Genomic DNA, 25,491 nt, shown 5'->3' on the forward strand with positions numbered 1-25,491 from the left:
ACCAATGATCTGACCCAGTACACGCTGGCAATCGACCGTCAGAACCAAAAGCTGGATGCCTTCTACGATCCACACCACCCGGCAGTCCTTGCAATGATCCGCATGGCAGCTGAAAATGCCCACGCAGAAGGCAAATGGATCGGAATCTGCGGCGAACTCGGAGCTGATCTCGAACTGACTGAAGAATTCTTAAGCATGGGATTAGACGAATTATCCGTATCCCCTGCAATGGTACTTCCGCTCAGAAAGAAGATCAGAGAGAGCAAATAGTTGCGGTATACAGCTACTATGAACAGTAATAGCGAATAAGAGTTAGAAATCAGAGAGAAAGTAATGTGTTTACTTTCTCTCTTTTTTTTGCTAAAATATTCTCTGCTACAAGAAAATAGTACGAGGATATTTTAAGGAGAGAGAGGGAATATCCAAGACAAACAGCAGGAGGAAAACAATATGTTGGAAAAGGTGTTTAAGCTTAAAGAAAATCACACCGACGTCAAAACTGAGATTCTTGCAGGTATTACGACATTTATGACGATGGCGTATATCCTGGCAGTAAATCCAAGCATTCTTTCCGCAGCGGGTATGGATCAGGGGGCAGTCTTTACTGCAACAGCACTTGCATCACTGATCGGTACGCTGTGTATGGCAGCATTTGCAAATTATCCATTTGCACTTGCACCTGGTATGGGACTGAATGCTTACTTTGCTTATACTGTAGTAATTGGTATGGGCTACTCATGGCAGACTGCACTGACTGCAGTATTTGCAGAGGGTATTATTTTCATTATTCTTTCCCTGACGAATGTCAGAGAAGCAATCTTCAATGCAATTCCAACCTGTCTTAAGACAGCAGTCAGCGTTGGTATCGGATTATTTATTGCATTTCTTGGACTTCAGAATGCGAATATCGTTGTCGGAGGATCTACTCTGGTACAGCTCTTCTCCGTAGATGCATATAATCAGGCAAATGGAGTGGAAGCAAGCTTCAATAACGTTGGAATTACTGTACTTCTTGCAATCATAGGTGTGCTGATCACAGCAATCATGGTGATTAAGAACATCAAAGGAAATATCCTTTGGGGGATCTTGATCACATGGATACTTGGAATCATCTGCCAGATAGCAGGTCTTTATGTACCGAATCCGGAGATCGGATTCTACAGTCTGCTTCCGGATTTCAGTTCCGGACTCGCAATTCCAAGCCTTGCACCGGTATTTGGAAAGCTTGATTTTAAGAATGTATTTTCACTGGAATTCGTTGTTGTAGTATTTGCATTCCTTTTCGTAGATCTTTTTGATACACTCGGAACTCTGATCGGTGTATCTACAAAGGCAGGCATGCTTGACAAAGACGGAAAGCTTCCGAGAATCAAAGGGGCACTGATGGCAGATGCGGTTGCAACTACAGTTGGAGCAGTACTCGGAACTTCTACAACAACAACATTCGTAGAGAGTGCTTCTGGTGTAACAGAAGGAGGACGTACAGGTTTAACATCCCTGACAACAGCGATCCTGTTTGGAATTTCCCTTTTCTTATCACCAATCTTTCTTGCAATTCCGTCCTTTGCGACAGCTCCGGCACTGATCATCGTCGGCTTCTATATGCTGAGCAATGTGGCAGGAATTAACTTCAGTGATTACAGCGAAGGAATTCCGTGCTTTATCTGTATCGCGGCAATGCCATTCTGCTACAGTATTTCAGAAGGTATTTCCATGGGAGTGATTTCTTATGTAGTAATCAACGTACTTACAGGAAAAGCAAAAGAAAAGAAGATCAGTGTACTGATGTATGTACTGGTGATACTGTTTATCCTGAAATATATTTTCTTATAAGATGAGGATTGCGGGAATTGTTTAGCAATGGAGCAATCTGATTACACCAGTGAGCGGCAAAATTTATTTTTGACACTCATATCATAAGATAAAAAGAATATGGGGATATGTGAAAGCACAGGGACTGTCCGGTAACGGATAGGATTTTGTGCTTTTTGCGTGTCAGAATCGGTGCCGGGTGAGATACTTTGGATTGACTAGGACCCGTACAAATTGCTATAATGGAAAAAGACAAAACAGAGAATCACAGGGGAAAATATATGAATTTACTGACAATGGAACATGTATCCAAAGCCTATACGGATCGTGTGCTTCTGGATGATGTGGGATTTGGAATCAATAAAAATGAAAAAATCGGTGTGATCGGAGTCAACGGAATGGGTAAATCCACTTTGCTGAAAATCGTTGCCGGAATCGAAGAAAGTGATGCCGGAACGATCAGCATGGGGAATCAGGTGAAGATCTGCTATCTTCCGCAGACGCCGGTATTTGAAGCAGGAACAACAATTCTTCGTGCGGCAACAGAAGGAAATTATGATGAGCTGAACCGCTGGACGATCGAGGCAGAAGCAAAGTCTATGCTGAATCAGCTTGGATTTACCGATTATGCTGAAAAGATTGAGCATATGTCCGGCGGACAGAAGAAAAGGGTGGCACTTGTCCGGGCACTTTTAACACCGGCAGACATTCTGGTCCTTGACGAACCGACGAACCATTTGGACAATGAGATGTCCGAATGGCTGGAAGAATATCTGATCCAGTTCCGGGGAGCGATCCTGATGGTTACGCATGACCGTTATTTCCTGGACCGTGTGGTAAATCGTATCGTGGAAGTTGATCATGGGAAATTATATAACTATCCAGGCAATTATTCCGAGTTTGTGCGTCTGAAAGCCGAGCGTCAGAACATGGAGCTTGCCACAGAACGTAAGAGAAAAAGCCTTTTGCGTACGGAGCTGGAATGGCTACACCGCGGCGCAAGGGCGAGAAGTACCAAACAGAAAGCGCATATTGACCGGATTCATGCTATGCAGGAAATGAAAGATATTCAGGAAGAAAAGCGAGTAATGCTGGATTCTGTGGCTTCCCGTATGGGGAATAAAACAATCGAACTTTCCGGAATCTGCAAATCTTATGGAGAAAAGAAGCTGATCGAAGATTTCTCTTATATTTTTCTGAAGAAAGACCGAATCGGAATTATTGGACATAATGGATGTGGAAAATCGACGCTGCTCAAGATTATCAATGGGATCATAAAACCGGATGTCGGAACTATTGAAATTGGACAGACAATCAAGATTGGCTATTTCTCGCAGGAGAATGAATATATGGATGAATCCGAGCGTGTCATTGATTATGTAAAAGAAGCAGGTGAGTACATTGCAACTTCTGACGGGAAAATTACCGCGTCCCAGATGCTGGAACGATTTCTTTTTGACGGGGCAATGCAGTGGTCGAGGATTGAAAAGTTATCCGGAGGCGAGAAACGAAGACTTTATCTACTACGTGTTTTGATGGAAGCACCAAATGTACTGATCCTGGATGAGCCAACCAATGATCTGGATATCCAGACGCTGACAATCCTGGAGGATTATCTGGATCATTTTGATGGTATTATTCTGATTGTATCCCATGACCGGTACTTCCTGGATCGTACTGTCAGTCGTATTTTTGCATTTAATGGAGGTGGGAAAATCCGCCAGTCGGAAGGTGGATACTCCGATTATCTGATCCGTGTGGAGCTTGAAAAACCGAAAGACGGACAGACAATTGCAGAAAATATGTCAGATGCAGCTTCTGCACAGACCGGTGAGTCTGACAGCAAAAAGACCTGGAAGCAGCGGGAAAAAAAGCTGAAATTTTCTTATAAAGAACAGCGGGAATACGAGACGATTGATGAGGATATCGCAAAGCTGGAAGAGAAGATCGAAAAGCTGGATCGGGAGATGGTTAAGAATGCCACCAATTCCGTGAAGTTGTCCGAACTTATGAAAGAGAAAGAAGAAACAGAGACAACACTGGAAGAAAAGATGGACAGATGGGTGTACTTGAATGATCTTGCTGAGCAGATAGAAAATCAGTAAAGTGATTGACCGATTTACAGATGATAAAGTATAGGTAGTGAGAATCATATCAATGTATTCGAAGGAGGAGAGGTATATGATGTGGAATAGAGCAGAACTTAAAATGAGAGGTAATATGGCATTTAAGAAGAATTATGTGTCAGCCGTTGTAGTTGCGCTTCTGATGGGAATCTTTGGCACAGTCTCTGGCGAATCCAGTGCAAGACGGGTAAGTGAGAATTCAGATATATATAGTGGAAATTTATTTAATGTGGGAATGATTACCGGATTGCTTGCAGGAATCGCAACGGTAGTAATACTGATTGTCCTTGTGGCAAAAGTATTTGTAGGTAATCTCCTGAAAATGGGTGGATACCGGTTCTTTATCCTGAACCAGACTGCACAGCCGGGAATCGGAACATTGCTTGACGGTTTCCGTTCCGGACATTATGTTAATATTGTTCTTACCATGTTTTTAAGAGATTTATTTACTACACTTTGGAGTCTGCTTTTGGTGGTACCTGGAATCGTTAAGCATTATGAATATCTGATGGTACCATATATTATTGCTGAGAATCCGGCAATGGATTACAAAGAAGCATTCCAGATCAGTAAACAGATGATGGATGGAGAAAAAATGGAAGCATTTATCATGGATCTGTCATTCCTTGGATGGTATCTGCTGAGTGCGGTTACCTGTGGACTTCTTGCAATTTTTTATGTAAATCCGTATGTACAGGCATCCTTTGCGGAGATGTACACATTCAATAAGCAGAAGGCTTATCAGGAGGGATATATCCGGTAAGAGTTTCAGAAGGATAAATTTTAAAATGTAAGAATAGAGCGCAGACGCTGGCTTAAAATGAAGCGTCTGCGCTTTTATTTAGTGGGCGGCCTTCTCCGCAAAGGTAGTCGTAACTAGTTCTTCATAAGGAACACGCTCTTTCAGCTCACCGGAGTTTTCCAGAATATCCTGCAGCAGATTGAAGCTTTCTTCGTTGAAGATCAGATTCGATTTCCAGGTGTCTTGTTCGTAGTAACGGCTGACAATGGTTGTAATTGTAGCGAGATCGGTTTCCTTGAACTGTGGTGCAATGACTTTTGCAATCTCTTCCGGAGTATGGGACTGAACGAAATCCATTCCTTTTTGCAGGGCATTGGTGAATTTCTGGATGATGTTCGGATTAGCATTCAGATAACTTGTTTTGGCACTATAGGCGGTGTATGGGACATAGCCGGAATCAACGCCGAGAGAAGCAACGACATAACCGGAATTTTCCGCTTCAAGGGCAGTAGCGCTCGGTTCAAATTCGATGGTATAGTCTGCCTGCCCACCGGAAAATGCAGCAGCGGTTGAACCGAAATCAATACTCTGGTTGATAGAAAGATCCTTCTGTGGATTAATTCCGTTTTTTTTCAAAATGTATTCAAAGACCATTTCCGGCATGCCACCTTTTCTTCCGCCAAGAACGTCTTTTCCTTTCAGATCATCCCATGAAAAATCCGGCATTTCTTCACGTGCGACCAGAAAGTTTCCGGCGCGCTGCGTAAGCTGCGCGAAGTTTTTGACGACATCATTTGCACCCTCCTGGTAAGTATAAATCGAAGATTCACTTCCCATAAAGCCAATATCTGCCTCACCGGAGAGGACGGCGGTCATAACTTTATCCGCCCCAAACGGAGTCAACCAGTTAGTACAAGACGCTATAAGAAATCAACAGAGTCAACGGTATGATCAGTATTCAGGTGAATCTCCCGGATAATGGAGTGCCAGAAAGCTCTGCGGTTTTCTTGGGTTAAATTGTAGTACATTGTTCTAAAGTCTGTATTCAGCAGCTCTTCCAGATAAGCATAATCAGGTTCTAATTCCGGAGCCACATTTAACAATTCATTCAGTTCGTTTTCAATCCGATCATATTCTTTGCTGTAATAATCCCATTCGATTCTTCCTTTCTGGAAGAGAAGATTTAATCGTTCTAATTCTTTCTGGAGCTTTTCAGGAGTCTGAATTTTCTTCTTTTTTTCTTGTTCCTTTTCAATTTTTTCACATTTTATTTTAAATTTATTGTATTCGTATTCCAGATGATCAATCAGGTATCGTTCTATAAGATTCTGACTAACCATATGTCTGTAAGAACATTTATGATCGATGAAAGCTTTATTGCATCGGTAATAGCAGTATACTTTTTTGGCACCGGTTTTCCTGTTGATAATGGACGAACCGCCTCTTGCGCTAAGCCTGCGTCCACAAATCGGACAATTTATCATGCCGCTGAAAAGATAAATCCGGCCAGAAGGAGCACGCTTAACATTTGCGTTCTGTATTTCCTGCAGATTGTTCCATTCAGATTCTGTCAGGTAAGCAGGGCAGTATGGAATCCCGCGATAGGTTCCTTTGTAAAATTCACTCGACAGCAGTGTTCGCATATTCGCCCATGTAAAATCCGGATCATAATTTTCCTGAATATAGCGCATGGAAAGCCCTTTTGCATGGTGCTTAAAGAAAAAACGATAAAAGGCATTTACAGTGTCTTCCCGATCTGGATCTTTTACCATGCGTTTTACTCCATCAATGATTCCAGATTTGTAGCCGTACCCCATATTCACATCACCGAAGATCAGTTTTCCCTGCCGGATAGATGCTTCATTTACGAATTTGATACGTTCGCTGGTAGTATCCACTTCATTCTGGCCAATAGACAGGACTACATTCAGCTGCAACCGTCCATCCCTGGTTTCCATATTGATTCCCGGTTCACTGGTGCTGATCCAGTGGACGTTGTTATCGTCAAGGACTTCCTGGACCTTATAAAAATCAGACAGATTACGGAACCATCTGTCAATCCGCCAGAAGATGATCACATCAATTTTTCCGGCTTTTACGTCCTCAAGCAGGGCATGTATGGCTTTTCGCTTTTTTAATTCTTTACGGGCAGTTTTACCCTCGTCAGCATAAACTCCAGCAACGGTCATATTATGTTCTTTGGCGTAATTGGTCAGGTATTGCTTTTGCGCTTCCAAGGATTTACCATGCATCATCTGTTCAGCGGTAGACACACGGATGTAAATGGCGCAGCGTTCAATTTTACTTGGCATATTATATCACCTTTCTCTTCAATATACGTAAAAATGAGTATAAAAATAACAGCCTGAGAACTTTTGTTCTCTTGCGATGGCTGTCCGAAGATGATACAATATATTTGCAGTTTGAGTATCTCTTCGGAGAACTTAATTAGAAACATATTGGCGTATGTTTCATCGCTTGACCGTTCCTGTTGGCGCAGGAGCGGTTCTTTTATTTATATTATTCTGTCTGATCAAGGGTTATAGTTTTTGTTATTCCGGAAACTGTTACCTGATAGGTAATCTGCTTGCTTGAATCGGAATAAGAAAACTCTTTTGTATCGTCCAGAGAGGCGAGAAGAGCGGAATCGGTTGCTTCTTTGTCTCTGGTAGATGTCCAAGTATATTCTTCAGAATATTCTGTAGGAGCAGTATAGGTTCCAACCCAGTAAACAGCAGTTGTATTCCCCTCATCCATAATCCAGTTTATTGTGATGGTATCTTCTGTAATATCTGCCTGCATCCAAGTACCGTCATCATCTTTGTACTCCCATTTTCCAGTAAGCACAACAGGATCTTTGACTTCTTCCTTTACTTCCTCTTTTGGAGTTTCAGCAGATGCTTCTGTTTTCTTGGATGATTCCTTTGCTTCTTTTGATGAATCGGAGCTATTGCCACAGGCTGTAAATGACAGTGCCATACTTCCAATCAGAACCAATGCTACAAGTTTCTTTTTCATAATTTTTCCTCCTCATATAAAGTGTTTCTATATAATCGCATATGCGATTATACCAATTTCATCATCGACAACTGCGGTATAAAATACACCACATAATTATCTAACCGCTTACAAATCCCGTACTTATTCCTGTAACATTCAATACATTCTTCCAGAAATTCTTCTGTCACTTCCAGGTATTCAGCGATTTCAAACCGGTTCTGACAGCCATGCTCAAAGGCTCGTACCAGTCCGAACAGACCGATCTGCTTGTTGTACGCCCAAAATCTTGCCTGACGTTCCTGTTTTCGGTTGGCAGCAGATGTCATATCGAGGATATTTCCGACAGATGTTTCGTGATGCCCGAGTTCTTCGGCAAGAGCACAGGTCTTTTCCGGAATGGTCATGTCTTCTCGGATGGCTACAACACCATCGCAATACAGTCCTTTTATGTTATTGCTTTCAAAACGGTAATTTAAAACATCGACACCATCTTGATAAGCTACGTCTTCCAATTCTTCAAATTTATTCAAATTAGCACCTCCCATAAGTAAATTTAGAAAAATGCCAAAGTCTATTTTCTTTTGTTTTTCACAAAACTAGCGAAATTTTTGATTTCTTCCATTTCCGCTTCTGTATATTCTTCTCCGTCAAAGTGAGCGGCGAGAGTGGTTGCTTCAGACGGAGCACTCGTAAGTTCATCTAATACATAGCGAATATTTTTCTCATTTAGCATACGTAATGATTCAGGTAAATGATTTAAGTCATATGAGAAAAATAATGATACTAAATCTTCTTTTGGCTTTTTATATTCTTTAGAAAGTTTTTCAAATATTTTATTCAGCTCAGATCCAAGTAAAATAGGTTGTGATTCTTGAATATTACTTGTAATATCCCATCCCATTAAATACGCAGGAGAAACATTTCCAAGTTGAGCGGCCGCTTCAATCTTATCAGATGGAATGTTTGTAATAATATTATTTTCATATTTATAAAGTGTTTGTTTAGATACATTGATTTTGTCAGCAAACTCGACTTGACTCATGTTAAGCTTAGTGCGGAGTTCTTTTATTCTTTCTCCAACTGTCATATATTTTTCCTCCTTTTATAAAGTAACTTAATAATAGCACAAAAATGTTATGAATGCAACAAAAATAGCTTGACAAGTTACATAAATGTGATATACTAAAAGTAACTTTTAAAGATACGGAGGTGAAAATGTGATTAAAACTGATGAATTAAGAGGGATAATCGCAAAAAATGGATTATCTCAAACAGATGTTGCAAGAATGATAGGTATTACACCAAAAACATTCTATGAAAAGATGAAAAATGGCGTGTTTGGTAGTGATGAAATTCAAATTATGATTGATGAATTACATATGGACGATCCAATGTCTATTTTTTTTGCACATGAGTAACTTATAAAGATACCGAAGGAGACGTAAATGAAGGGAGAGAAGAACCGTACCGGTAAATAGCAGTTCAGAGTAGGAGGTGAGAAAATGCCTGAGACAGTAGAAAGGAAACCTTTCAAATCAATTCATATCGACATCGATAAAGGAATTTGCTTATTAAATGGTGAGGCACTTTCAATGGTGAGCCGATGCAACTTGGAGTTCAACAATGGGAAATGGTCACTTTTAATCACGAGGGATGAACTTTATAGTCAGAAAATAAGCGAGAAAAACTAATGTAGCATCGATACAATTTTGCTGATTATGTCAAAAATTAGATTCACTTTATTTTGTAAACGATTTTCCATGTAGATAATGGCAGAATCTTTCAGTAAAAATCCAAAATCAGAATAAAGTTTTATCAAACCGTTTGTGGATAATTCGGTAAGGGCATCAGCAATATCGTCTTCGAGAATTCCTTGAAGAAATTCTGTTTGAAGAGCAGAGGGATAAGAAAAGAGAATAGCCTCTGTTTTAGACATACCGATTTTTCTTCGGTTTTGATATTCATCGTAGATAAGACGAAGAATTCTGTATGTATCGTTTGTGAGTTGCATCATAGTGTCTCCTTTTATAATTACTCAGCATGGCGGTGCCGGTATTTAAAGTATAGGAGAAAACTGAATTATTTGCAACAGATGAAGAGAGAGTGCAGATTACTTTGGCGTAACCGTGGATTATTTTCTGGAAGAGTAAGGAGGGATGAGATGGAAATAGTGGTTGTCCTGTATATTGTTGGAATTGCTTTAATAATGGGATACCTGATAAACAGATATCCCAGAGAAAGAGTAGCTATTATATTCCTTTGCGCAATCGTTGTATTACAAGTTATCCAAAAATGTCTTCATCAAAAATAAAAAGAACAATGCATATGTAACAGCTAAAAGACGTGGAGATGCGAAACCGAGTAATAGGCTAAAAAATGCAATTGCTGGTAGTTCAATCCATATAAGAGCGAATATCATACGAATTTTTGAACGATATTGCCTGTAGTTAATCCGATAAGAAATACTGCGAACAGGGAGATGAGCTTGTTTACATAGTTTGTCATATGTTTTGGAAATCTGATCGCAAATTCGGAACCATTGATTATAGCCATATTTATCCTCTTGCAGAGCAGATGGTTTTTCAAGCCAGCGAATCTCTTGACGTAAAACAGGATCAATAAGAAGAGAATGTGAGTTTTCTAATTCATAGTATTTAGAAAGAAAAGCATTTATGTCGTTAAGAGATACTTTTTTGTATAAAAAAGGTTCGATTTCTAAAAAGAGTGGATGGTATACCTTATCTAGTCTTTCACGAGCTAAAGTAGATAAATTAGAGTTTCGACTAATTAGTAATGTAAAGATGCCAAGAGTAAGAGTGACAGATGGCTCTAATAAAATATTTATAATTTTTTCTAAATCGATATTTGATACAAACGAAAGCATGATGATTATCCTTTCATAATTTGATACGGAAATTATACCAGACAACAGTAGGACAAATCAATAAGTACAACCAGCACCGCATAAACTTCAATAGAAAGTAGGTGGTAAGCATGAAACCCGATATCGAAAAAATCATACAGGTGATGATTTCTTTATTGGAAGAACAGGAAAAAGTGAAAATTACATATACCATTGAGAAAACCGCGTAAGCGGTACCAGTTGGACAAGCAAAGGAGGGATGAGAGATGTTCTATAAGGCGGCGAAGCTATTAAGCAAAACAGCGATTGTATTTGGATTTATGTGCATGGTTGGTGGGTGCTCGGTAGAACAACAGGAGTTGTTTTACCTATATGAAGTGCTCGGACTTGCTGTGTTTGCAGTTGGAGCATATGCGCATGAATACTTCCGGATGTTGGAATATCGGAACAGGAAAAGAAAGATAAGGGAGGCGAGAGAGCATGCCAGAAGAGAAGCAGCGTAAGAGCATCAGAGTAGGCGAGATCGATAAGATGATCAACAAACTGCAGTCGCTGGAAAGGGTTGACGGTACATCCGAGTATTACAAGAATAATGCGATCGCATACTTGTCGGATCTGGCAAATTATTTGGATAGGATAGGCGTAAAAACAATAAAAGTGCGCCCGGAAGTTGCAGCTTCCAGTGGCGCACATAACAAAAAACTCAACTAAATTATAGGAAAATCGGAGGAGAAAGTCAATGATCAAAGTTGAAAATGGAGTATGTGAAATCAAAACATCAGAGGGAGTGCCTGGTATGATGACAGATCTATCAATTGCTGTCCGGAGCGTTAAAACAACGATAGTGGAGAAAGGCGAACTCAACGAAGATCAAGCAAAAGATTTGATTAGTCATGCGGTAAGACTTGGACTTTTAACAAATGGAGAGGTTGCAAAGGAAGCGATGGATATGGCAGGAAAAGCCATGATGATACTTTTGAAACATATGCCATTTTAGAAGAAGATGTGTACCTAAAGGGGGCGCAATGATGGAGAAGAAACCATTGATTATTCGATGCTCTGATGGGTGGATCTACGGCTTGTTCGGTTATTACGAGGAAGCGGTAGAAGTGGCAGAACAGCATATAGACGGAACAGAACATACATATATCATCATATGAAAAGCGTGAGGAAAAGATGGAACCTTATAAAATCTATGATTTTGAAGATGAAAAAGCCTGGCTGAAGGGGCGGTTAAACGGAATCGGCGGAAGTGATGCAAGTGCTGTGGTTGGAAAGAACCCATACAAAACAAATATTGAGCTGTTTGAAGAAAAGACTGGCAGAAGGATTGCACCAGACATTTCAGAAAAGCCTTATGTGATCTATGGGAAAGAGGCGGAGCAGTTCATCAGGGAGCTGTTCCGCCTGGATTATCCACAGTATCAGGTCACACACCATGAATTCCGGATCTTGCAGAGTCTGGAGTATCCGTTCATGCAGGCTTCTCTGGATGGGGAGCTAGTTGATCAGGACGGCCGGAAAGGGATTCTGGAGATTAAGACCACCAACATTCTGCAGTCTATGCAATATGAGAAATGGAAGGACCGGATCCCGGATAACTATTACATTCAGGTGCTGCATTATCTGCTTGTTACCGGATATGAGTTTGTTGTCCTCCGGGCGCATTTGCGGAGCAATTGGGGAACAGACGTCCGGACACAGGTGAAGCATTATTTTATTGAAAGAGCAGAAGTCCAGGCTGATCTGGATTATCTGCAGGATGAAGAAATGAAATTTTGGAAGTATGTGGAAAGCGGGCGCAAACCGCCGCTGATACTTCCGGAGATCTAAAAAAGAAGGAGGAGCGTATGGAATTACGGATTACAAATCCGCAGGAAAGCTGGCTGACAGAGCAGATCCTGTGGAACAACGAGGAATTAAAGGCTGCGATTGCTGAGAAGGTAAAGGACTATAAGACGATCGCCTACACAGAGGATTCGCTCAAGGACATGAAAGCGGATCGAGCAGATCTGAACAAGCTGAAAAAAGCTTTTGAGGACGAACGGAAGCGTGTCAAGAATATCTGCATGGAGCCGTACACCAAGTTTGAGCAGCAGGTCAAGGAAATCACAGCTCTGATCGATGAACCGATCGGACTGATTGACTCCCAGATTAGAGAGATTGATGAACGCCGCAAGGCTGCAAAACGGGAAGAGATTGAGGAACTGTTTACGTCCATCGGTTTCCAGAGCTTTGTGAAGTTGGACATGATCTGGGATGAAAAGTGGCTGAATGCAACGGTTACACTGCCAAAGATCGAAGAGCAGATGAAGAGCCGGATGTACCAGATCGGTACGGATGTGGTGACGATCAGCAAGCTTCCGGAGTTTAAGTTTGAAGCAATGGAAGTTTACCGGAAGACACTGGATATGAACCAGGCAATCCAGGAAGGACAGAGGCTTGCCGATATCCAGAAGAGAAAGCTGGAAGCAGAACGCATGGAGGCAGAGCGGAAAGCAAGGGAAGCGGAAGAGGCAGCGAAGCAGCAGACTGCAGCTGAACAAAAGGAAGAACCTGCAGCAGAGAAGGAAGCAGTATCTGGAGCTGTACCGGAAGCTTCGGCAGAGGAAACAGCTTCAATTCCGGAAGAGGAAGAACCGGTATTCCAGCTTGACTTCCGTGTATGGGGAACCAGGGAGCAGATCATGGCACTCCGTGAATATATGTTAAAGAATCAGATTCGATTCGGAAAGGTGGAATAAGACATGGCAGTAAATAACAGTCTGGCAAGACAGGATCAGTCAATGAAGTTATCAGTTTACCTGCAGAACGATGCAGTAAAGAAGCAGATCAATCAGGTCGTTGGTGGAAAGAATGGGACAAGGTTCATTTCCAGTATTGTAAGTGCGGTGCAAAGTACACCGGCGCTGCAGGAGTGTACAAGCCCGAGTATCGTAAACGCTGCATTACTCGGAGAGGCACTGAATTTATCACCGTCCCCGCAACTTGGCCAGTTCTATATGGTTCCGTTCGACAACAAGAAAAAAGGCTGCAAGGAAGCACAGTTCCAGCTTGGATATAAAGGATATATTCAGCTGGCAATCCGTTCCGGTTACTACAAAAAGCTCAATGTGCTTGCAATCAAAGAAGGGGAGCTTGTCCGGTATGATCCTCTGGATGAAGAAGTGGAGGTTAATCTGATTGATGATGATATCCTCCGGGAGGAAGCTCCGACCATGGGATACTTCGCAATGTTCGAGTATGAGAATGGTTTCCGGAAGACTTTGTACTGGTCAAAAAAGAAGATGCTGGCACACGCGGAAAAATATTCCTTTGCATTTTATAAAAACGGTGGGGCAAGATCCCTGGAATTATTGGAACAGGGCAAGATTCCGGAAAAGGATATGTGGAAGTATTCTTCATTCTGGTTTAAGGATTTTGACGGAATGGCACTGAAAACCATGCTCCGTCAGCTGATCAGCAAATGGGGAATCATGAGTATTGATCTCCAGAATGCTATTGACAAGGATATGGCAGTGATCCATGAGGACGGAAAGACAGACTATGTGGATGCAGCGAAGGCGGAAGATGATGGAGTGGTATCCGATCAGGAGTTACAAGAGGTCCAGGAAGACCAGCCGGCAGCGGCAGGAACGCAGCAGCCGGATCCGAAGGGTATTGAGGCATCATTTTTTGGATAGATTTAAGAAAGGGGAAAAGAATTATGCAGCACATTAACTTAGAAACATTTGCAAACGGAGCATTTACCGCACAGGTAAACCGGGCGATTGAAGAGGTAACGAAGAACATCCAGGATCCGAACACGGATGCCGGCACAGCGAGAAAGATTACGGTAACGATCGCATTTAAGCCGAATCAGGAAAGAAACTTCATTGCAACCGGAGTTCAGACGAAGACAACCCTTGCACCGGCACTCGGAGCAGTCACTGCATTGAGCATGGGAAAAGATCTCCGCACCGGCGAAGTGGAAGCAGTCGAGATCGGCAACCAGATTCCAGGACAGATGTCTGTACAGGACGTTCCGGGAGTTGTACCAGAAGCAGGAACTACAGTGGTAGATGGAAAAGTAATTGATAAAGCTACTGGAGAAGTTGTGGCGGATTCAGTTCCGGAACACGCAGGCAAAGTCATTGATTTAAGAACAGCAAAACAGGCATAGGAGGAGTAAAAACGATGGAAGGATTAAAAGAAGCAATTGAATTTATCACAAATCTGAAAGAAGGCAGCATGGAGCCGAAGGTGCTTGATATCAACGGTAATACATACTGTAATAAAAATCTTACAAGATACCATTATTTCCCGAAGGCAGATTCCCTGAGTGTCAACACCCTGACATCCATTGTGGACTATATCAAGGGGAAACCGGAAGAACTCCGGGAGACCATGATTCTGCATGTAATCAGTCCGACAGAAGTAAGATTGTATTCCGGACTGGTGGACGAACGCAACAGGGAGGAGCTTATGAGGGCAGATGCCATTGTAAATGAATTCCAGTTTGACCGTTATTATGACCAGGAACGTTTTCTGATCGAGCTGCAGGCAAACTTCATTGAATCCGATGATCTGACTGTCCTGAAGCAGGTTGCCGGAAATATCGAGTCAGGAACAACGGCGAATTATGATGATGATGGTGTCAGCCAGAAAACCACGATCAAGAGCGGGATTGCAAATAAGACGGATGTGATCGTACCGAATCCGGTGAAGCTCAGACCGTATCGTACTTTTGCAGAAATCGAGCAGCCACAGAGCAGTTATGTATTCCGGATCCAGGACAGTGACCGTGGACCATCCTTCAAGCTTGTGGAAGCAGACGGCGGTTTATGGAAGAATGCAACCATGAAGAAAATCAAAGAATATCTGGCATATGAACTGGCAGAGGAACTTGAAAAGTACAACATTACGATTATCGCGTAGAAAATAACATCTCCTTAAAAATAATATATCACACGTAACCTGATAACAAGAAAGCAAGCCGGCATTATGCAGCATCTGTTGTGTAAGTGCCGGCAGAAAGGACAAAAGGGAATGACATCGGTAATGTTTACAGTTCCGGGCAAGCCGCAGGGAAAAGCCAGGGCGCGGACGTATTATAATGTATCGACAAAGAAGCACTGTTCCACTACGCCGGAGAACACGGTTCTGTATGAGAACTTCATCAAAGATCGGTATCTGCAGATGGCAAAGGGAGCGTTCCTGGAAAGAGAAAAGCCTGTGACGCTCCGGATTATTGCAAGGTATCTTCCGCCAAAGAGCGTATCGAAGAAAAGGAAGCTTGATATGCTAGAGGGAAGAGAGCTGCCGCTGAAGAAACCGGATATGGACAATATTGTGAAGGTGGTAGCAGATGCACTGAACGGGGTTGCTTATCACGATGATACGCAGATCGCGCTGGTTCAGGCAAAGAAATGTTATTCGGCGGTAGAAGGACTGGATGTGACAGTTGAGGAGTATACCGGATAAAAAGGAAGGAAATGTAAGAAGTGGCAGGACGACCAAAACAAGGAATTGATTATTCCGGATGGTCGGTTGACATATTCGATGGCGATAAGAAGATAGACAAACTTCTTGATGCAAAAGGATGGAAGGGATTCGGGATCTACTTCTTTTTGTGTCAAAGGGCATATAAAGTAAATGGATATTTTTATGAATGGGGCTATGACGACTGTGCAACGACAGCAAGGCGGATGGGCGGCGGCATCAGTTCCGGTACAGTAAAAGAGACTGTGGATTACTGCCTGCAAGTGGATCTTTTTGATAAAGGGTTATTTGACAGGTGGGGGATCTTGACCAGTAGAGGTATCCAGCGTCGTTTTTGGGCGGTACTATCCGAGCGGCGGAGTAAAACAGTATATGGTGAGTATTGGCTTTTGAAACCCGAAGAATGCAAAGGTCTAGTTAAAGTCAGCTTATTTTCGGATGTGCAACCGACAAATGATGATGTGCAAGGGACAAATGAGGATTCGCTTTATAGAAAGGAAAGTAAAGTAAAGAAAAGTAATGTATATAAGGGCGCTTTCAGCGATTCTTCCCTTGAATCAGCTTTTCAGTTCTATCTCCTTGTCCGATCACAGAACTGGGGAGAGATCTCTGAAGAGCAAGTAAATGCTTTGAGAGAGGATTTATTATCATTGTCCTCTGATCTGGCTGAACAGAAAGCAATCCTGAATAAAGCTGCAGCTGGCGGATGGAAGAACCTGTATCCGGTTCAGAAGAGAAAGCCGAAAGTAAAGAAACAGCCAGAGAAACAGGGAAAGTTTAAGAATTTTGAAGAGCGTGAATATGAGGACATGACAGATCTTACAAGGAAGTTGATGCAGCGATGAAAAAGAAGAATGGGAAACGGAGTACGTTCCTGAGAACTGGAAGCAGGAAGAAACGGAAGATTATTAAGCGTGGGAAGTAGGAGGAATGATGATACGCAGGAGCAATTGAGAATAGCACTAATTGATGTAGACGGACACAATTTTCCCAACCTCCCATTGATGAAATTATCGGCATGGCATAAGAAAAATGGAGATCAGGTTGAGTGGTATGATCCGCTGACTGCATGGCTAAATCCACCAGACATGGTATATATGAGCAAGGTGTTTTCGTTCACCCTTGATTATCCGCATCCGGTATGTGCCGGAGAAATAATCAAGGGTGGTACAGGATATGAGCATCCGTCTGGAGGGAAGCCGTTGCCGGACGAAATTGAGCATATCTATCCAGATTACAGCTTGTATCCGGAGCTATGTAGAGATACCGCCTACGGATTCTTGACAAGAGGATGTCCGAGAGGCTGTGACTTCTGTATTGTGAAAGAAAAAGAGGGACAGAAAAGCCATAAGGTAGCTGATCTGTTTGAGTTCTGGAACGGACAGAAGAATATCGTACTATTGGATCCGAATATGTTCGCTTGCCCAGATTGGAAAGATTTGAGTCAACAGCTTATTGATAGTAAGTCTTGGATAGATTTCTCGCAAGGTTGTGATATTCGAATTATGACAGAAGAAAAAGCAGAATACATCAAACGAATGAAGATCAAGCAGATTCATTTTGCATGGGACAGATACCAGGATAAGGACATTATTGTACCGAAATTCCAGATGTTTCAAAAGCTGACTGGATGGGACAGGCGGAAAATGACGGTGTATGTCTTGTGCGGATTTGATACAACATTGGAGCAAGACCTTGATCGGATATATACGCTTAGAGATTTGGGATATGCACCTTACGTGATGATATACGACAAATACAAATTAAAGAAGCGTGATCCGCTGAAAAGAATGCAGAGATGGGTAAATTCCAGATACGCATTTATGGCATGTGAACGGTTCGAAGATTATACAGCTTAGAAATAAACAGCACCTTGACAATTGAACATTGATGGTTGGAATGGTATAATTTTCGTATCGACAAAGGAGACATACAAGAATGTTAAGAAAAATTATTCATTTTTTTGAAAAACATCCGATAAAATTTTTTATATTAATATTTATAGTAGTATTGGTTGTTCCAACAACGATTATCCATATTGTTTATATAATTCCTACTGATTCAAAATGGACTCAAGTGACAATTCCAGCAGGAAATATGTTGGCATACGTAGGGACTGTATTGACATTTTGTGCTACTTTTATGCTTAGCATAACTGTATATTTATCTAATAAGGAACAAAGTGAAAGAATGCAAATTGCGGAAAATAAAGCAATATTAATAGTGGACGAGTCTTATGATGTAGTTGTTGGATTGTCAAATCCGAAGAATATAGAAAGAGACGATTTTTTTATCAAAATGAAATTCAAGATTTTATCAAATGCTCCGATAAATGAAATGAAAATCACAGGGTTATCAATAAAGGGTATGAGTTATCCGGGTTCAGAAAATAAAAAAATTATCCAAGATTATGAAAGTGAGAGGAATGTGAATTTTCAGTATGAAGATAAGGGAAATGTGATCATAAACTTTGACATAAAAGACGAACAATTACAAAATATGTTTAAGAAATTTAACTGCATAGAATTAAGAATTGACATGGAAGTACTTTGCAATAATGTGGAAACAAAAGTTGTTGTAGATACTCTTTTTGATGTTGACAAACATATAGGATACAAAGACGGAATAACATGTAAAGAATGTAAGATACGCAATTCAAATACTTTTTGCAATAATGCTTATTTGTGTTAATTTTTACCAACCATCAATATTCGGTGGTTGGTATTTTTTTACGCATTTTTAAGGAGAAAGGAACGAATTATAATGGCTAAATTTAATATTGAAGTGGAACTGGACTGGGTAGACGAGGAAGCCGGATACACAATTGATGAAGAAATTAAAGAACAGGTTGTAAGAGGTGTGAAAGATGCACTTCTTAGAAAAGCAACAGATGAAGCAGTACAGAGAGTGGATAAGGCTATTGCAGATAAGATTCTTGAAGCAGAAGAAACAATTCAAGATACTGTAGATAAATTTGTTAAGACTGTATCGGAAGAAAAGATTGCAAATATCATGATTCCGATAAAAACAGGTTCATGGAGCAGTGATGTAAAATACATTCCATTGTCTGAATATGTTGGAAAGAGATTCGAAGCATTTTCTACGGAAAAGAGGTATGACAAGCACGGGAATACTTCCACTTATTCGAGTGACAGAGTGTTGTCTATGGCAGAACTTCTTACAAGTAAATATCTTGAGAAGGAACTTGGTACAAAAGTAGTAAATATGATTGCTACTGCAAAAAGAGAAGTGGAAGAAAGTCTTGTGAAGTCACTGGAACAGAAATTAAAGGAAAATCTTGCGAAAGAAACGATCGAGAGAATGAATATTCCTGATGTTTTGAAGAGGTTCAGTGAGATGTCGCTTGAAGATAAAACGGAATAGACAGATACGATTTTGCAGAGGATTACCCGGATTATGTAAAGGAGGATGAAAATGAGGAAAGAATCACTTGTTCATAAAATCCTGAGGAAACTCGGATTTATTAAAGACATTGAGGATGATAGGGAATTTAAAATGGAGATGTGCAGAAGAGCAATAAAGGCAAATGTATGTCCTGAGGATTGCGACATTTGCGCATGGGATGCGAAAGGTGGATCAAGTTATGAGAATCATTAGTCAGGATAAAGAGTTTGAGTTACCTTATGAGGAAACAACGATTCGAGCTTTCGACAATGGAACAGTAGCTGCATTTTCGTTAACCGATTTGGAAAGTAATGATTTTATTATAATGGCGAAATATTCCACCAAAGAGAAAGCAATTAAGGCTATGGAGACGTGCAGAAAACAGTATATGGACGGTGAATACAATCGAAATTCACTATCTGGAGTTGCTGAGAGCATTGGACGGTTAAGTGAGGGACTTGCTTCGGTTTTTAAAGAGGGCGTTTGTCAAACATTTGTTTTTAAATTTCCGGCAGATGAAGAGGTGCAAGAGTATGGAAAATAAGAAATTAAAAGAATATCTGGATGAATTCAAGGATGATGCAGCACTCCACGTTATTGTCGCAAATCCACAGGACAGAAAAATATATGTACCGTATGAGTTAAATATGATCTGTGATAAGGGACAGAAAGATCCGGTGTTATGTATTGAAGTTGGGCAACCTCAGGATATGGATGCAGAATTGGTAGAAGCAGCTATGGAAGATGAGAGGGCGGCACAGCCGGAACTTCCAAAACTCAAAAACAATGAGGAGAGAAAAGAGTTTCTGGCGAAATACCGGGAGTGGCCGGTATGGTTTGAAGTTCCGCAGGCAGAGGAAACTTATTATAGATATATTCTTCCAGATGGATCAGCAATCGTTATCTGCGGGTATAAGCATTATAACGAGTGGTGGGAGAACAAATATGTTCCGGGAGAACCAGAAGGAACGCTGACTGTAGAGTATCTGCTTGAACCGGGATATAAGCATCTGCATAATTGCAAAACAAACCAGACTGCGTTGATCAGAAAGTTGATGGAGGTGCAAAGAAATGGGCAATAGATGGATTCCAACAACAGAACGTCTTCCGAATCAACGGGAGTTCATAGAATCATATGTCAGAAGTGCATATGTAGCGGAGTTCCTGGTTACGATCGAGGGAGCAGATAAGGCAACAACATTGTATTATTCCCAGACAGGTGTCTGGTTCGATGAACAGGGAGAACCGTATAAGGTTGTGGCGTGGATGCCGCTTCCGGAAGTGTTCAGAGGATAGAAGGTGATAATTTGCAGGAGAAACGAAGCAGAAAAGAGCAGCGGAGGGACAGGCAGCAGCATTATGAGGAACTGGAGAGCCGGCATGATGCAAAGGCGTTGGAGCGATTTAAACGACCGGCTTACCAGAGCGTAAGCGTTGCGGAATATTTGGCGAAGAAGTATGACATTACAGCGGAGGTGGATACCGGTGGACAAGGGCATTTTGATTGAGTACGCGGATATGAAAGAAGAAATTAAGGATCTGCGCCGGAGAATTGAAAAAATCCAGAAAGAATTGGATAAACTGCATGGACAAATTGTTGTGGATTCGGTATCATGTGGCAAGAAGGGCAAGAAGCCACTTGGCACGGTGAAGATCACTGGCAGACCGGTTGGTGTGATCTCCAGAAAAGAGCAGTTGTTGAAGAAGAGAACCAGAAGGCTTGAAGAGCTGGAAGAAGAACTGCTGGAAATGACAATCCAGGTGGAAGAGTACATAGAATCCATTGAGAAGAGTGAACTGCGGATTATCTTTCGGCTTTATTTTCTGGATGATTTATCGTATTCAAAGGTTGCAGATCAGATGAACAAAATGTTCCCGAAGCGCCGGATCCGGTACACGGACGAGAATATCAAGAAAAAAATTCAAAGATATTTTGAAAATGTCCCACAATGTCCCGATAAAAAGTGATAGAGTATAAACTGGAATTGATGAAATGTAACAAGGTAAGACATTTTTGATGGTTCCTCCGATCGTAAGTATTTAAAACCATGAAGAGACACTTGGGTTTGCTGGGTGTCTTTTTCGTTGCGTAATGTCGAAAAAAGAGATATTATAGAAATGAATTTTGCTTGCAAGGAGGAATATATCTATGAAAGAGATATCTGATATTATAAAAAAGTATAAAACGTATATATGTTGGGGTGTTGCGATAGGCTTTATCGGAATTCCTTTTCTTGCATACATACTTTCAGAAACAAAAGTTTTACCTGTGTGCGGAAATAATGACTGGGCTGGATTTTGGGGGAGTTATTTTGGAACAATTATTGGTGGTGGAATAACTTTGTCAGTTATGTATGCTACTGTTAAGGATAATCAAAAAAATTTGGACAAAACTTTAAAGTTTGAGAAGGAGAAGGTTCGACGAGAAGAAAAGCGAATATTCAACAATGAATTATTAGAACAAATGGCAAAATATCAGACTTATTTGCTAGATATATATAGAAGTATAACTAGCAGGGATATAAGTCCAGATTTTGACGAAAAACTTAAAGAGTCAACAATACTGTCAAAAATAATAGTTATAAAGTTGGATGTGATACAAAAGGATGTTGAATATTTATATGCAAAAGAATTAGAAGAAAGTGTAGTTCAGACGACAGAAAGTTTTAATAAATTAGTAGATATGTTAAATAAAGAAATTAAAGGAGAGACAATTCCCCAGATACCTGAACAGAAAAAAGAAACAAAAGAAAAAATAAATAATTTAATGAATGATATTGAAGAATATTTTAAAAAAAATGGAAATTAAAGCACCCTTCGGGGTGCTTTTCTAATACGCAAAATTCGGATCATTAGTTCAGTGGTAGAACATTCGCCTCATAAGCGAAATGTCACAGGTTCGATACCTGTATGATCCATTAAAATAAACCAGAATTGAAGGTGGTGAAGTGGCAGGATATGAAAACATAAGAGATAAAGGATTTGACAAGCGAAGTACGGAAGAACTACGGGAGATACAATCTCGCGGAGGGAAAAGAAGCGGTGAAGTCAGACGAAGGAAAGCAGACTTCCGGAAGACCTTAAATATGCTTCTTACCGCCAAAATAGATAACGAAGAATGGAAGCCGGTTTTAGAGTCACTTGGTGTTGAATGTACTCTGGAATCGGCTTTGCTTATGGCGCAGATCAAGATGGCACTGGCGGGAGACACACAAGCTGCGAAGTTTGTAGCACAGTATTCCGGACAAAGCGCCAGAGCCGAGGAAGATCTGGAAAATAAGAAAGCAGATACAGAACTGATCAAGGCAAGAAAAGAAGCTATTACTGGTGAAAATGAGAATGATGAAGCACTTGATCGGCTGGATCAGATCCTGAAAGAGGTGCGGGATAATGCAGTTAAGCAAGAAACAGAATGAGTACATTGTGAACGCAACTCATAGATGGAATATTAAGTCTGGTGCGGTACGTTCTGGAAAGTCCTACGTTGATACGGCTTTTGTGGTTCCTTTTCGTATTCGGGAAAGAACTGGTAAACCGGGACTCAATGTTATTCTTGGTGTATCCAAAGAATCGATTGAGCGAAATGTGCTGCAGCCAATGCGCGAGATTTATACAAACAAGCTGATCGGACAGATCAATAACCGGAATATGGCGCATATTTGTGGTGAAGAGGTGTATTGTCTGGGAGCTGAAAAGGTCAGTCAGGTGGCGAAGATTCAAGGTTCCAGTATCAAGTATTGTTACGGCGATGAGGTCGCTAAGTGGAACAAGGAAGTATTTCAGATGTTGAAATCGCGACTTGATAAGCCGTATTCGTGTTTTGATGGATCTTGCAACCCAGAACATCCGACACATTGGCTGAAAGAATTTCTGGACAATGATAAGTTAGATATTTATCTGCAGAAATATACGATATTTGACAATCCTTTTTTACCTCCGAAATATGTAGAGGAGCTCTGCAAAGAGTATGAGGGGACGATTTATTATGACCGGTTAATCCTCGGGCTCTGGAAGCGTGCAGAAGGAGCGATCTATAAACGTTTTGCAGATAATCCGGATGCTTACAGATGTGAGGTGCTGGATGAACTTGCAAGTGAAGCAGAATATAAGCAATTCAAAAAAACAGATATTGTATCGATAGAGATCGGACTTGACTTCGGAGGAAATCAGTCCGGTCATTCTTTTGTTGCCAGAGGATACACAGATGATTATGCGGATGTAATTTCAGTAATGTCTAAGAGAATTATGGCAAAGGATGCAGAGGAAGATATTGACAGTAATAGGCTGGATGAGCTGTTCTGTGATTTTGTTCAGGAAGTAATAGATAAATACGGAGTAATCGCAAAAAGCGGTAATTACGTGGAGTATTGCAACGTAGAATCTGTTTATTATGACAACGCAGAAACCGTCCTTGGTAATTCTATCCGGAATGCGGTAGAAAAAAGGTTTCCGTGGATCACAGTCAGAAAAGCAAGGAAAGCAGCAATTATTGACCGGATCCGTTGCACAGTAAGGCTTATGGGAGCGGGAAGATTCTGGACAACAGACGATAGTAAGTCCTTGCAGACGGCATTTTCAGATGCAGTATGGAACAAAGATGTAACAGACAAGGATGAGCGCCTGGATGATGGAAGCACCGATATTGATAGTCTGGATGCGTTTGAGTATACGATAGAAAGAGATATGAAGGACCTGATAGAAGAGGTGGAAGATGTTTGATGGATTAAAAAGACTATGGGGAAGGATAGTGAGCATGTTTAATCACACGACATTAAAAAATATAATCGGCAAAGACGTGGCGCTGTCACAGCCCATGATTGATGCCATCAACAAATGGAAAAAGATGCTGGTCGGGAATGCGGACTGGTGCGGTGATATCGTAGAGTCACTGAAGCTGGAGGAGGGTATCTGCCGTGAGTTCGCGGATTCTGTGCTGGTGGAGATGGAAGCCAAGATCCTGAATAACGACAATATGGATGCGGTTCTTCAGAAGAGTCTGTCAGATATGAACAAGAAGCTGCAGACCGGTCTTGCACTTGGAGCAATGGTCCTCAGACCGTTGGGTCCGGATAAGGCAGAGTATGTTGCAGCGGACAAATTCATTCCGATCAGCTTTGATGATAGCGGTACTCCGAATGATATTGCTTTCCTGGTAGTGAAGAGTGTTGGTGAAAACGACTATTACACCAGAGTCGAGAGGCATTATTTTACCAATGGGAACCTGACGATTGAGAATAAATGTTATCATTCGCAGAGTCAGAGCGATATCGGGCAGATCTGCGGTCTGGAAGAGGTGGTCGAATGGGCGAACATTCTTCCGGGACCGGTTATTTATCCAGGGATGGTTCAGATGGATTTTGGATATTATCAAAACCCGATTGAGAATAGGGTGGACGGATCCGCTTGTGGTGTATCGATCTATGAGTCCGCAGAGAACCTGATCAGAAAAGCAGATATTCAGAGCGCTCGGCTGGACTGGGAGTACGATTCCGGAGAACGTGCAATCCATATTGACGAGAGAGCTTTGAAGAAGAGCGGTGGAAAGACCTATTTACCGAGATTAAAGAAACGCCTGTATAAAGGGCTGAATCTTGATGATGGAAAAGATAAGGAACTGTATAAAGAATATTCTCCAGAGATGCGAGATGAAGCCTTCCGAAGAGGTTTGGAAGAATACAAACGGGAAATCGAATTCAATGTAGGCCTTGCCTACGGAGATCTTTCCGATGCACAGGAGGTAGATAAGACAGCTACTGAGGTGCTTGCTTCAAAGACAAGGAAATACAATCGTGTAACTGCAATTCAGGGGAAATTGGAAGAGTGCCTGAATGGATTTGTAACTGCTTTGGCATTCTACAACGGTTCTTATATGTCCGGTGTGGAATTTACCTGTGAATTTAATGATTCCATTCTGGCAGACGAAGAATCGGAACGACAGCAAGATCGGCAGGATGTAAGCATGGGGGTTATGAGTCTGTTGGAATACCGGATGAAATGGTACAACGAGGATGAAGAAACTGCAAAAGCAAAACTACCAGAGCAGAATCAGGTGATGGAGTAGG

At 41.3% G+C, this 25,491-nt stretch carries 36 protein-coding genes, 1 tRNA gene and 1 pseudogene; 31 read left to right on the top strand and 7 right to left on the bottom strand.

From position 1 onward, the window contains the following. From PG418_RS16515 to PG418_RS16530, 4 genes are all read left to right on the top strand, one after another. On the top strand, positions 1-270 hold a 270-nt coding region (locus tag PG418_RS16515), incomplete at its 5' end, for a putative PEP-binding protein (RefSeq protein ID WP_498837708.1). A gap of 180 nt (positions 271-450) precedes the next feature. Next, the gene (locus tag PG418_RS16520; protein ID WP_022220236.1) at positions 451-1,833 is read left to right on the top strand and encodes an NCS2 family permease; all 1,383 of its coding nucleotides are present in this window, start codon (positions 451-453) and stop codon (positions 1,831-1,833) included. A 260-nt stretch (positions 1,834-2,093) separates the two neighbouring features. Then, positions 2,094-3,917 carry an ABC-F family ATP-binding cassette domain-containing protein gene (locus PG418_RS16525; protein ID WP_346997765.1) on the top strand — a complete coding sequence of 608 codons (1,824 nt, stop codon included), beginning with the start codon at positions 2,094-2,096 and terminating at the stop codon, positions 3,915-3,917. A 79-nt stretch (positions 3,918-3,996) separates the two neighbouring features. Continuing rightward, complete coding sequence (locus tag PG418_RS16530) at positions 3,997-4,701, top strand: DUF975 family protein (RefSeq protein WP_044998726.1); 705 nt, start codon at positions 3,997-3,999, stop codon at positions 4,699-4,701. A 78-nt stretch (positions 4,702-4,779) separates the two neighbouring features. Here the strand turns inward: PG418_RS16530 and PG418_RS16535 are convergent. The 5 genes and pseudogenes from PG418_RS16535 to PG418_RS16555 form a co-directional block, all read right to left on the bottom strand. Beyond that, positions 4,780-5,583 (bottom strand): annotated as a pseudogene (locus PG418_RS16535) (ABC transporter substrate-binding protein); the annotation flags it as partial. A 17-nt stretch (positions 5,584-5,600) separates the two neighbouring features. After that, positions 5,601-6,992, bottom strand: coding sequence for a recombinase family protein (locus PG418_RS16540; protein WP_498837709.1), 1,392 nt, complete (start codon positions 6,990-6,992; stop codon positions 5,601-5,603). Positions 6,993-7,200: 208 nt separating this feature from the next. After that, positions 7,201-7,698, bottom strand: coding sequence for a hypothetical protein (locus PG418_RS16545; RefSeq protein ID WP_498837710.1), 498 nt, complete (start codon positions 7,696-7,698; stop codon positions 7,201-7,203). A gap of 47 nt (positions 7,699-7,745) precedes the next feature. After that, entirely contained in the window at positions 7,746-8,210 is a 465-nt protein-coding gene (locus tag PG418_RS16550) for an ImmA/IrrE family metallo-endopeptidase (RefSeq protein ID WP_195488852.1), read from the bottom strand. 41 nt (positions 8,211-8,251) lie between these two features. Continuing rightward, positions 8,252-8,767: a helix-turn-helix domain-containing protein gene (locus PG418_RS16555; protein WP_195371701.1), complete on the bottom strand. Its 516-nt coding sequence runs from the start codon at positions 8,765-8,767 to the stop codon at positions 8,252-8,254. Between the two features lie 130 nt (positions 8,768-8,897). Here PG418_RS16555 and PG418_RS16560 point away from each other — a divergent pair, with 130 nt between their 5' ends. Further along, entirely contained in the window at positions 8,898-9,098 is a 201-nt protein-coding gene (locus PG418_RS16560) for a helix-turn-helix domain-containing protein (RefSeq protein ID WP_195370902.1), read from the top strand. Between the two features lie 84 nt (positions 9,099-9,182). Continuing rightward, positions 9,183-9,371 carry a hypothetical protein gene (locus PG418_RS16565; protein ID WP_498837711.1) on the top strand — a complete coding sequence of 63 codons (189 nt, stop codon included), beginning with the start codon at positions 9,183-9,185 and terminating at the stop codon, positions 9,369-9,371. Here the strand turns inward: PG418_RS16565 and PG418_RS16570 are convergent. Continuing rightward, on the bottom strand, positions 9,368-9,694 hold the full coding sequence (locus PG418_RS16570; RefSeq protein WP_243034482.1) for a hypothetical protein: 327 nt from the start codon (positions 9,692-9,694) through the stop codon (positions 9,368-9,370). The two genes, PG418_RS16565 and PG418_RS16570, sit on opposite strands and share 4 nt — an antisense overlap. Before the next feature lie 261 nt (positions 9,695-9,955). After that, positions 9,956-10,564: a hypothetical protein gene (locus PG418_RS16575; RefSeq protein WP_195370898.1), complete on the bottom strand. Its 609-nt coding sequence runs from the start codon at positions 10,562-10,564 to the stop codon at positions 9,956-9,958. A gap of 245 nt (positions 10,565-10,809) precedes the next feature. On the opposite strand from PG418_RS16575, the gene PG418_RS16580 reads away from it, so the two are divergent. The 25 genes from PG418_RS16580 (at position 10,810) to PG418_RS16700 (ending at position 25,490) form a co-directional block, all read left to right on the top strand. Then, a complete protein-coding gene (locus PG418_RS16580; RefSeq protein WP_498837712.1) occupies positions 10,810-11,046 on the top strand; it encodes a hypothetical protein in 237 nt (78 codons plus the stop codon). Continuing rightward, positions 11,024-11,254, top strand: a complete 231-nt coding sequence (locus tag PG418_RS16585) for a hypothetical protein (RefSeq protein ID WP_498837713.1) — start codon at positions 11,024-11,026, stop codon at positions 11,252-11,254. Before PG418_RS16580 ends, PG418_RS16585 begins: the two co-directional genes overlap by 23 nt. A 28-nt stretch (positions 11,255-11,282) precedes the next feature. Further along, positions 11,283-11,540 carry a hypothetical protein gene (locus PG418_RS16590; protein ID WP_498837714.1) on the top strand — a complete coding sequence of 86 codons (258 nt, stop codon included), beginning with the start codon at positions 11,283-11,285 and terminating at the stop codon, positions 11,538-11,540. 28 nt (positions 11,541-11,568) lie between these two features. Further along, positions 11,569-11,703, top strand: coding sequence for a hypothetical protein (locus tag PG418_RS16595; protein WP_270235161.1), 135 nt, complete (start codon positions 11,569-11,571; stop codon positions 11,701-11,703). Between the two features lie 16 nt (positions 11,704-11,719). Continuing rightward, positions 11,720-12,376, top strand: a complete 657-nt coding sequence (locus tag PG418_RS16600) for a YqaJ viral recombinase family protein (RefSeq protein ID WP_270203929.1) — start codon at positions 11,720-11,722, stop codon at positions 12,374-12,376. A gap of 17 nt (positions 12,377-12,393) precedes the next feature. Further along, positions 12,394-13,287 carry a DUF1351 domain-containing protein gene (locus tag PG418_RS16605; protein WP_498837715.1) on the top strand — a complete coding sequence of 298 codons (894 nt, stop codon included), beginning with the start codon at positions 12,394-12,396 and terminating at the stop codon, positions 13,285-13,287. Positions 13,288-13,290: 3 nt separating this feature from the next. Beyond that, positions 13,291-14,226, top strand: a complete 936-nt coding sequence (locus PG418_RS16610) for a recombinase RecT (protein WP_498837716.1) — start codon at positions 13,291-13,293, stop codon at positions 14,224-14,226. Between the two features lie 23 nt (positions 14,227-14,249). Next, entirely contained in the window at positions 14,250-14,705 is a 456-nt protein-coding gene (locus tag PG418_RS16615) for a hypothetical protein (RefSeq protein ID WP_118199388.1), read from the top strand. 14 nt (positions 14,706-14,719) lie between these two features. Further along, a complete protein-coding gene (locus PG418_RS16620; RefSeq protein ID WP_498837717.1) occupies positions 14,720-15,460 on the top strand; it encodes a hypothetical protein in 741 nt (246 codons plus the stop codon). Positions 15,461-15,571: 111 nt separating this feature from the next. Next, positions 15,572-16,006 carry a RusA family crossover junction endodeoxyribonuclease gene (locus tag PG418_RS16625; protein WP_195196634.1) on the top strand — a complete coding sequence of 145 codons (435 nt, stop codon included), beginning with the start codon at positions 15,572-15,574 and terminating at the stop codon, positions 16,004-16,006. 20 nt (positions 16,007-16,026) lie between these two features. Further along, complete coding sequence (locus PG418_RS16630; RefSeq protein WP_498837718.1) at positions 16,027-16,869, top strand: DUF4373 domain-containing protein; 843 nt, start codon at positions 16,027-16,029, stop codon at positions 16,867-16,869. Between the two features lie 105 nt (positions 16,870-16,974). Beyond that, complete coding sequence (locus PG418_RS16635) at positions 16,975-17,883, top strand: radical SAM protein (RefSeq protein WP_498837719.1); 909 nt, start codon at positions 16,975-16,977, stop codon at positions 17,881-17,883. Positions 17,884-17,962: 79 nt separating this feature from the next. Next, positions 17,963-18,715 (top strand): hypothetical protein, encoded by a 753-nt coding sequence (locus tag PG418_RS16640; RefSeq protein ID WP_498837720.1) that lies wholly within the window; start codon positions 17,963-17,965, stop codon positions 18,713-18,715. A gap of 72 nt (positions 18,716-18,787) precedes the next feature. After that, positions 18,788-19,408 carry a hypothetical protein gene (locus PG418_RS16645; RefSeq protein WP_498837721.1) on the top strand — a complete coding sequence of 207 codons (621 nt, stop codon included), beginning with the start codon at positions 18,788-18,790 and terminating at the stop codon, positions 19,406-19,408. A 51-nt stretch (positions 19,409-19,459) separates the two neighbouring features. After that, positions 19,460-19,642 carry a hypothetical protein gene (locus PG418_RS16650; RefSeq protein ID WP_498837722.1) on the top strand — a complete coding sequence of 61 codons (183 nt, stop codon included), beginning with the start codon at positions 19,460-19,462 and terminating at the stop codon, positions 19,640-19,642. Continuing rightward, the gene (locus PG418_RS16655; RefSeq protein ID WP_498837723.1) at positions 19,629-19,973 is read left to right on the top strand and encodes a hypothetical protein; all 345 of its coding nucleotides are present in this window, start codon (positions 19,629-19,631) and stop codon (positions 19,971-19,973) included. The genes PG418_RS16650 and PG418_RS16655 overlap by 14 nt, the downstream gene beginning before the upstream one ends. After that, entirely contained in the window at positions 19,963-20,511 is a 549-nt protein-coding gene (locus PG418_RS16660; RefSeq protein WP_498837724.1) for a hypothetical protein, read from the top strand. The genes PG418_RS16655 and PG418_RS16660 overlap by 11 nt, the downstream gene beginning before the upstream one ends. Further along, on the top strand, positions 20,501-20,725 hold the full coding sequence (locus tag PG418_RS16665; protein WP_498837725.1) for a DUF551 domain-containing protein: 225 nt from the start codon (positions 20,501-20,503) through the stop codon (positions 20,723-20,725). The genes PG418_RS16660 and PG418_RS16665 overlap by 11 nt, the downstream gene beginning before the upstream one ends. An 11-nt stretch (positions 20,726-20,736) precedes the next feature. Continuing rightward, positions 20,737-20,937 carry a hypothetical protein gene (locus PG418_RS16670; protein ID WP_055247283.1) on the top strand — a complete coding sequence of 67 codons (201 nt, stop codon included), beginning with the start codon at positions 20,737-20,739 and terminating at the stop codon, positions 20,935-20,937. Further along, positions 20,915-21,397 (top strand): hypothetical protein, encoded by a 483-nt coding sequence (locus tag PG418_RS16675; protein ID WP_498837726.1) that lies wholly within the window; start codon positions 20,915-20,917, stop codon positions 21,395-21,397. The genes PG418_RS16670 and PG418_RS16675 overlap by 23 nt, the downstream gene beginning before the upstream one ends. Positions 21,398-21,578: 181 nt before the next feature. After that, positions 21,579-22,238, top strand: coding sequence for a hypothetical protein (locus PG418_RS16680; RefSeq protein ID WP_498837727.1), 660 nt, complete (start codon positions 21,579-21,581; stop codon positions 22,236-22,238). A gap of 37 nt (positions 22,239-22,275) precedes the next feature. Continuing rightward, positions 22,276-22,347: transfer RNA gene (locus PG418_RS16685), tRNA-Met, on the top strand. 30 nt (positions 22,348-22,377) lie between these two features. Continuing rightward, positions 22,378-22,845, top strand: a complete 468-nt coding sequence (locus PG418_RS16690) for a hypothetical protein (RefSeq protein ID WP_498837728.1) — start codon at positions 22,378-22,380, stop codon at positions 22,843-22,845. Beyond that, positions 22,820-24,148 carry a PBSX family phage terminase large subunit gene (locus PG418_RS16695; protein WP_498837729.1) on the top strand — a complete coding sequence of 443 codons (1,329 nt, stop codon included), beginning with the start codon at positions 22,820-22,822 and terminating at the stop codon, positions 24,146-24,148. Before PG418_RS16690 ends, PG418_RS16695 begins: the two co-directional genes overlap by 26 nt. Further along, positions 24,141-25,490, top strand: coding sequence for a phage capsid protein (locus PG418_RS16700; protein ID WP_498837730.1), 1,350 nt, complete (start codon positions 24,141-24,143; stop codon positions 25,488-25,490). Before PG418_RS16695 ends, PG418_RS16700 begins: the two co-directional genes overlap by 8 nt. The last annotated feature ends 1 nt before the right edge of the window (position 25,491 follow it).

Origin of the sequence: Bariatricus sp. TF06-38A (genome assembly GCF_027690675.1) — a bacterium.
GTDB lineage: Bacteria > Bacillota > Clostridia > Lachnospirales > Lachnospiraceae > Allocoprococcus > Allocoprococcus comes.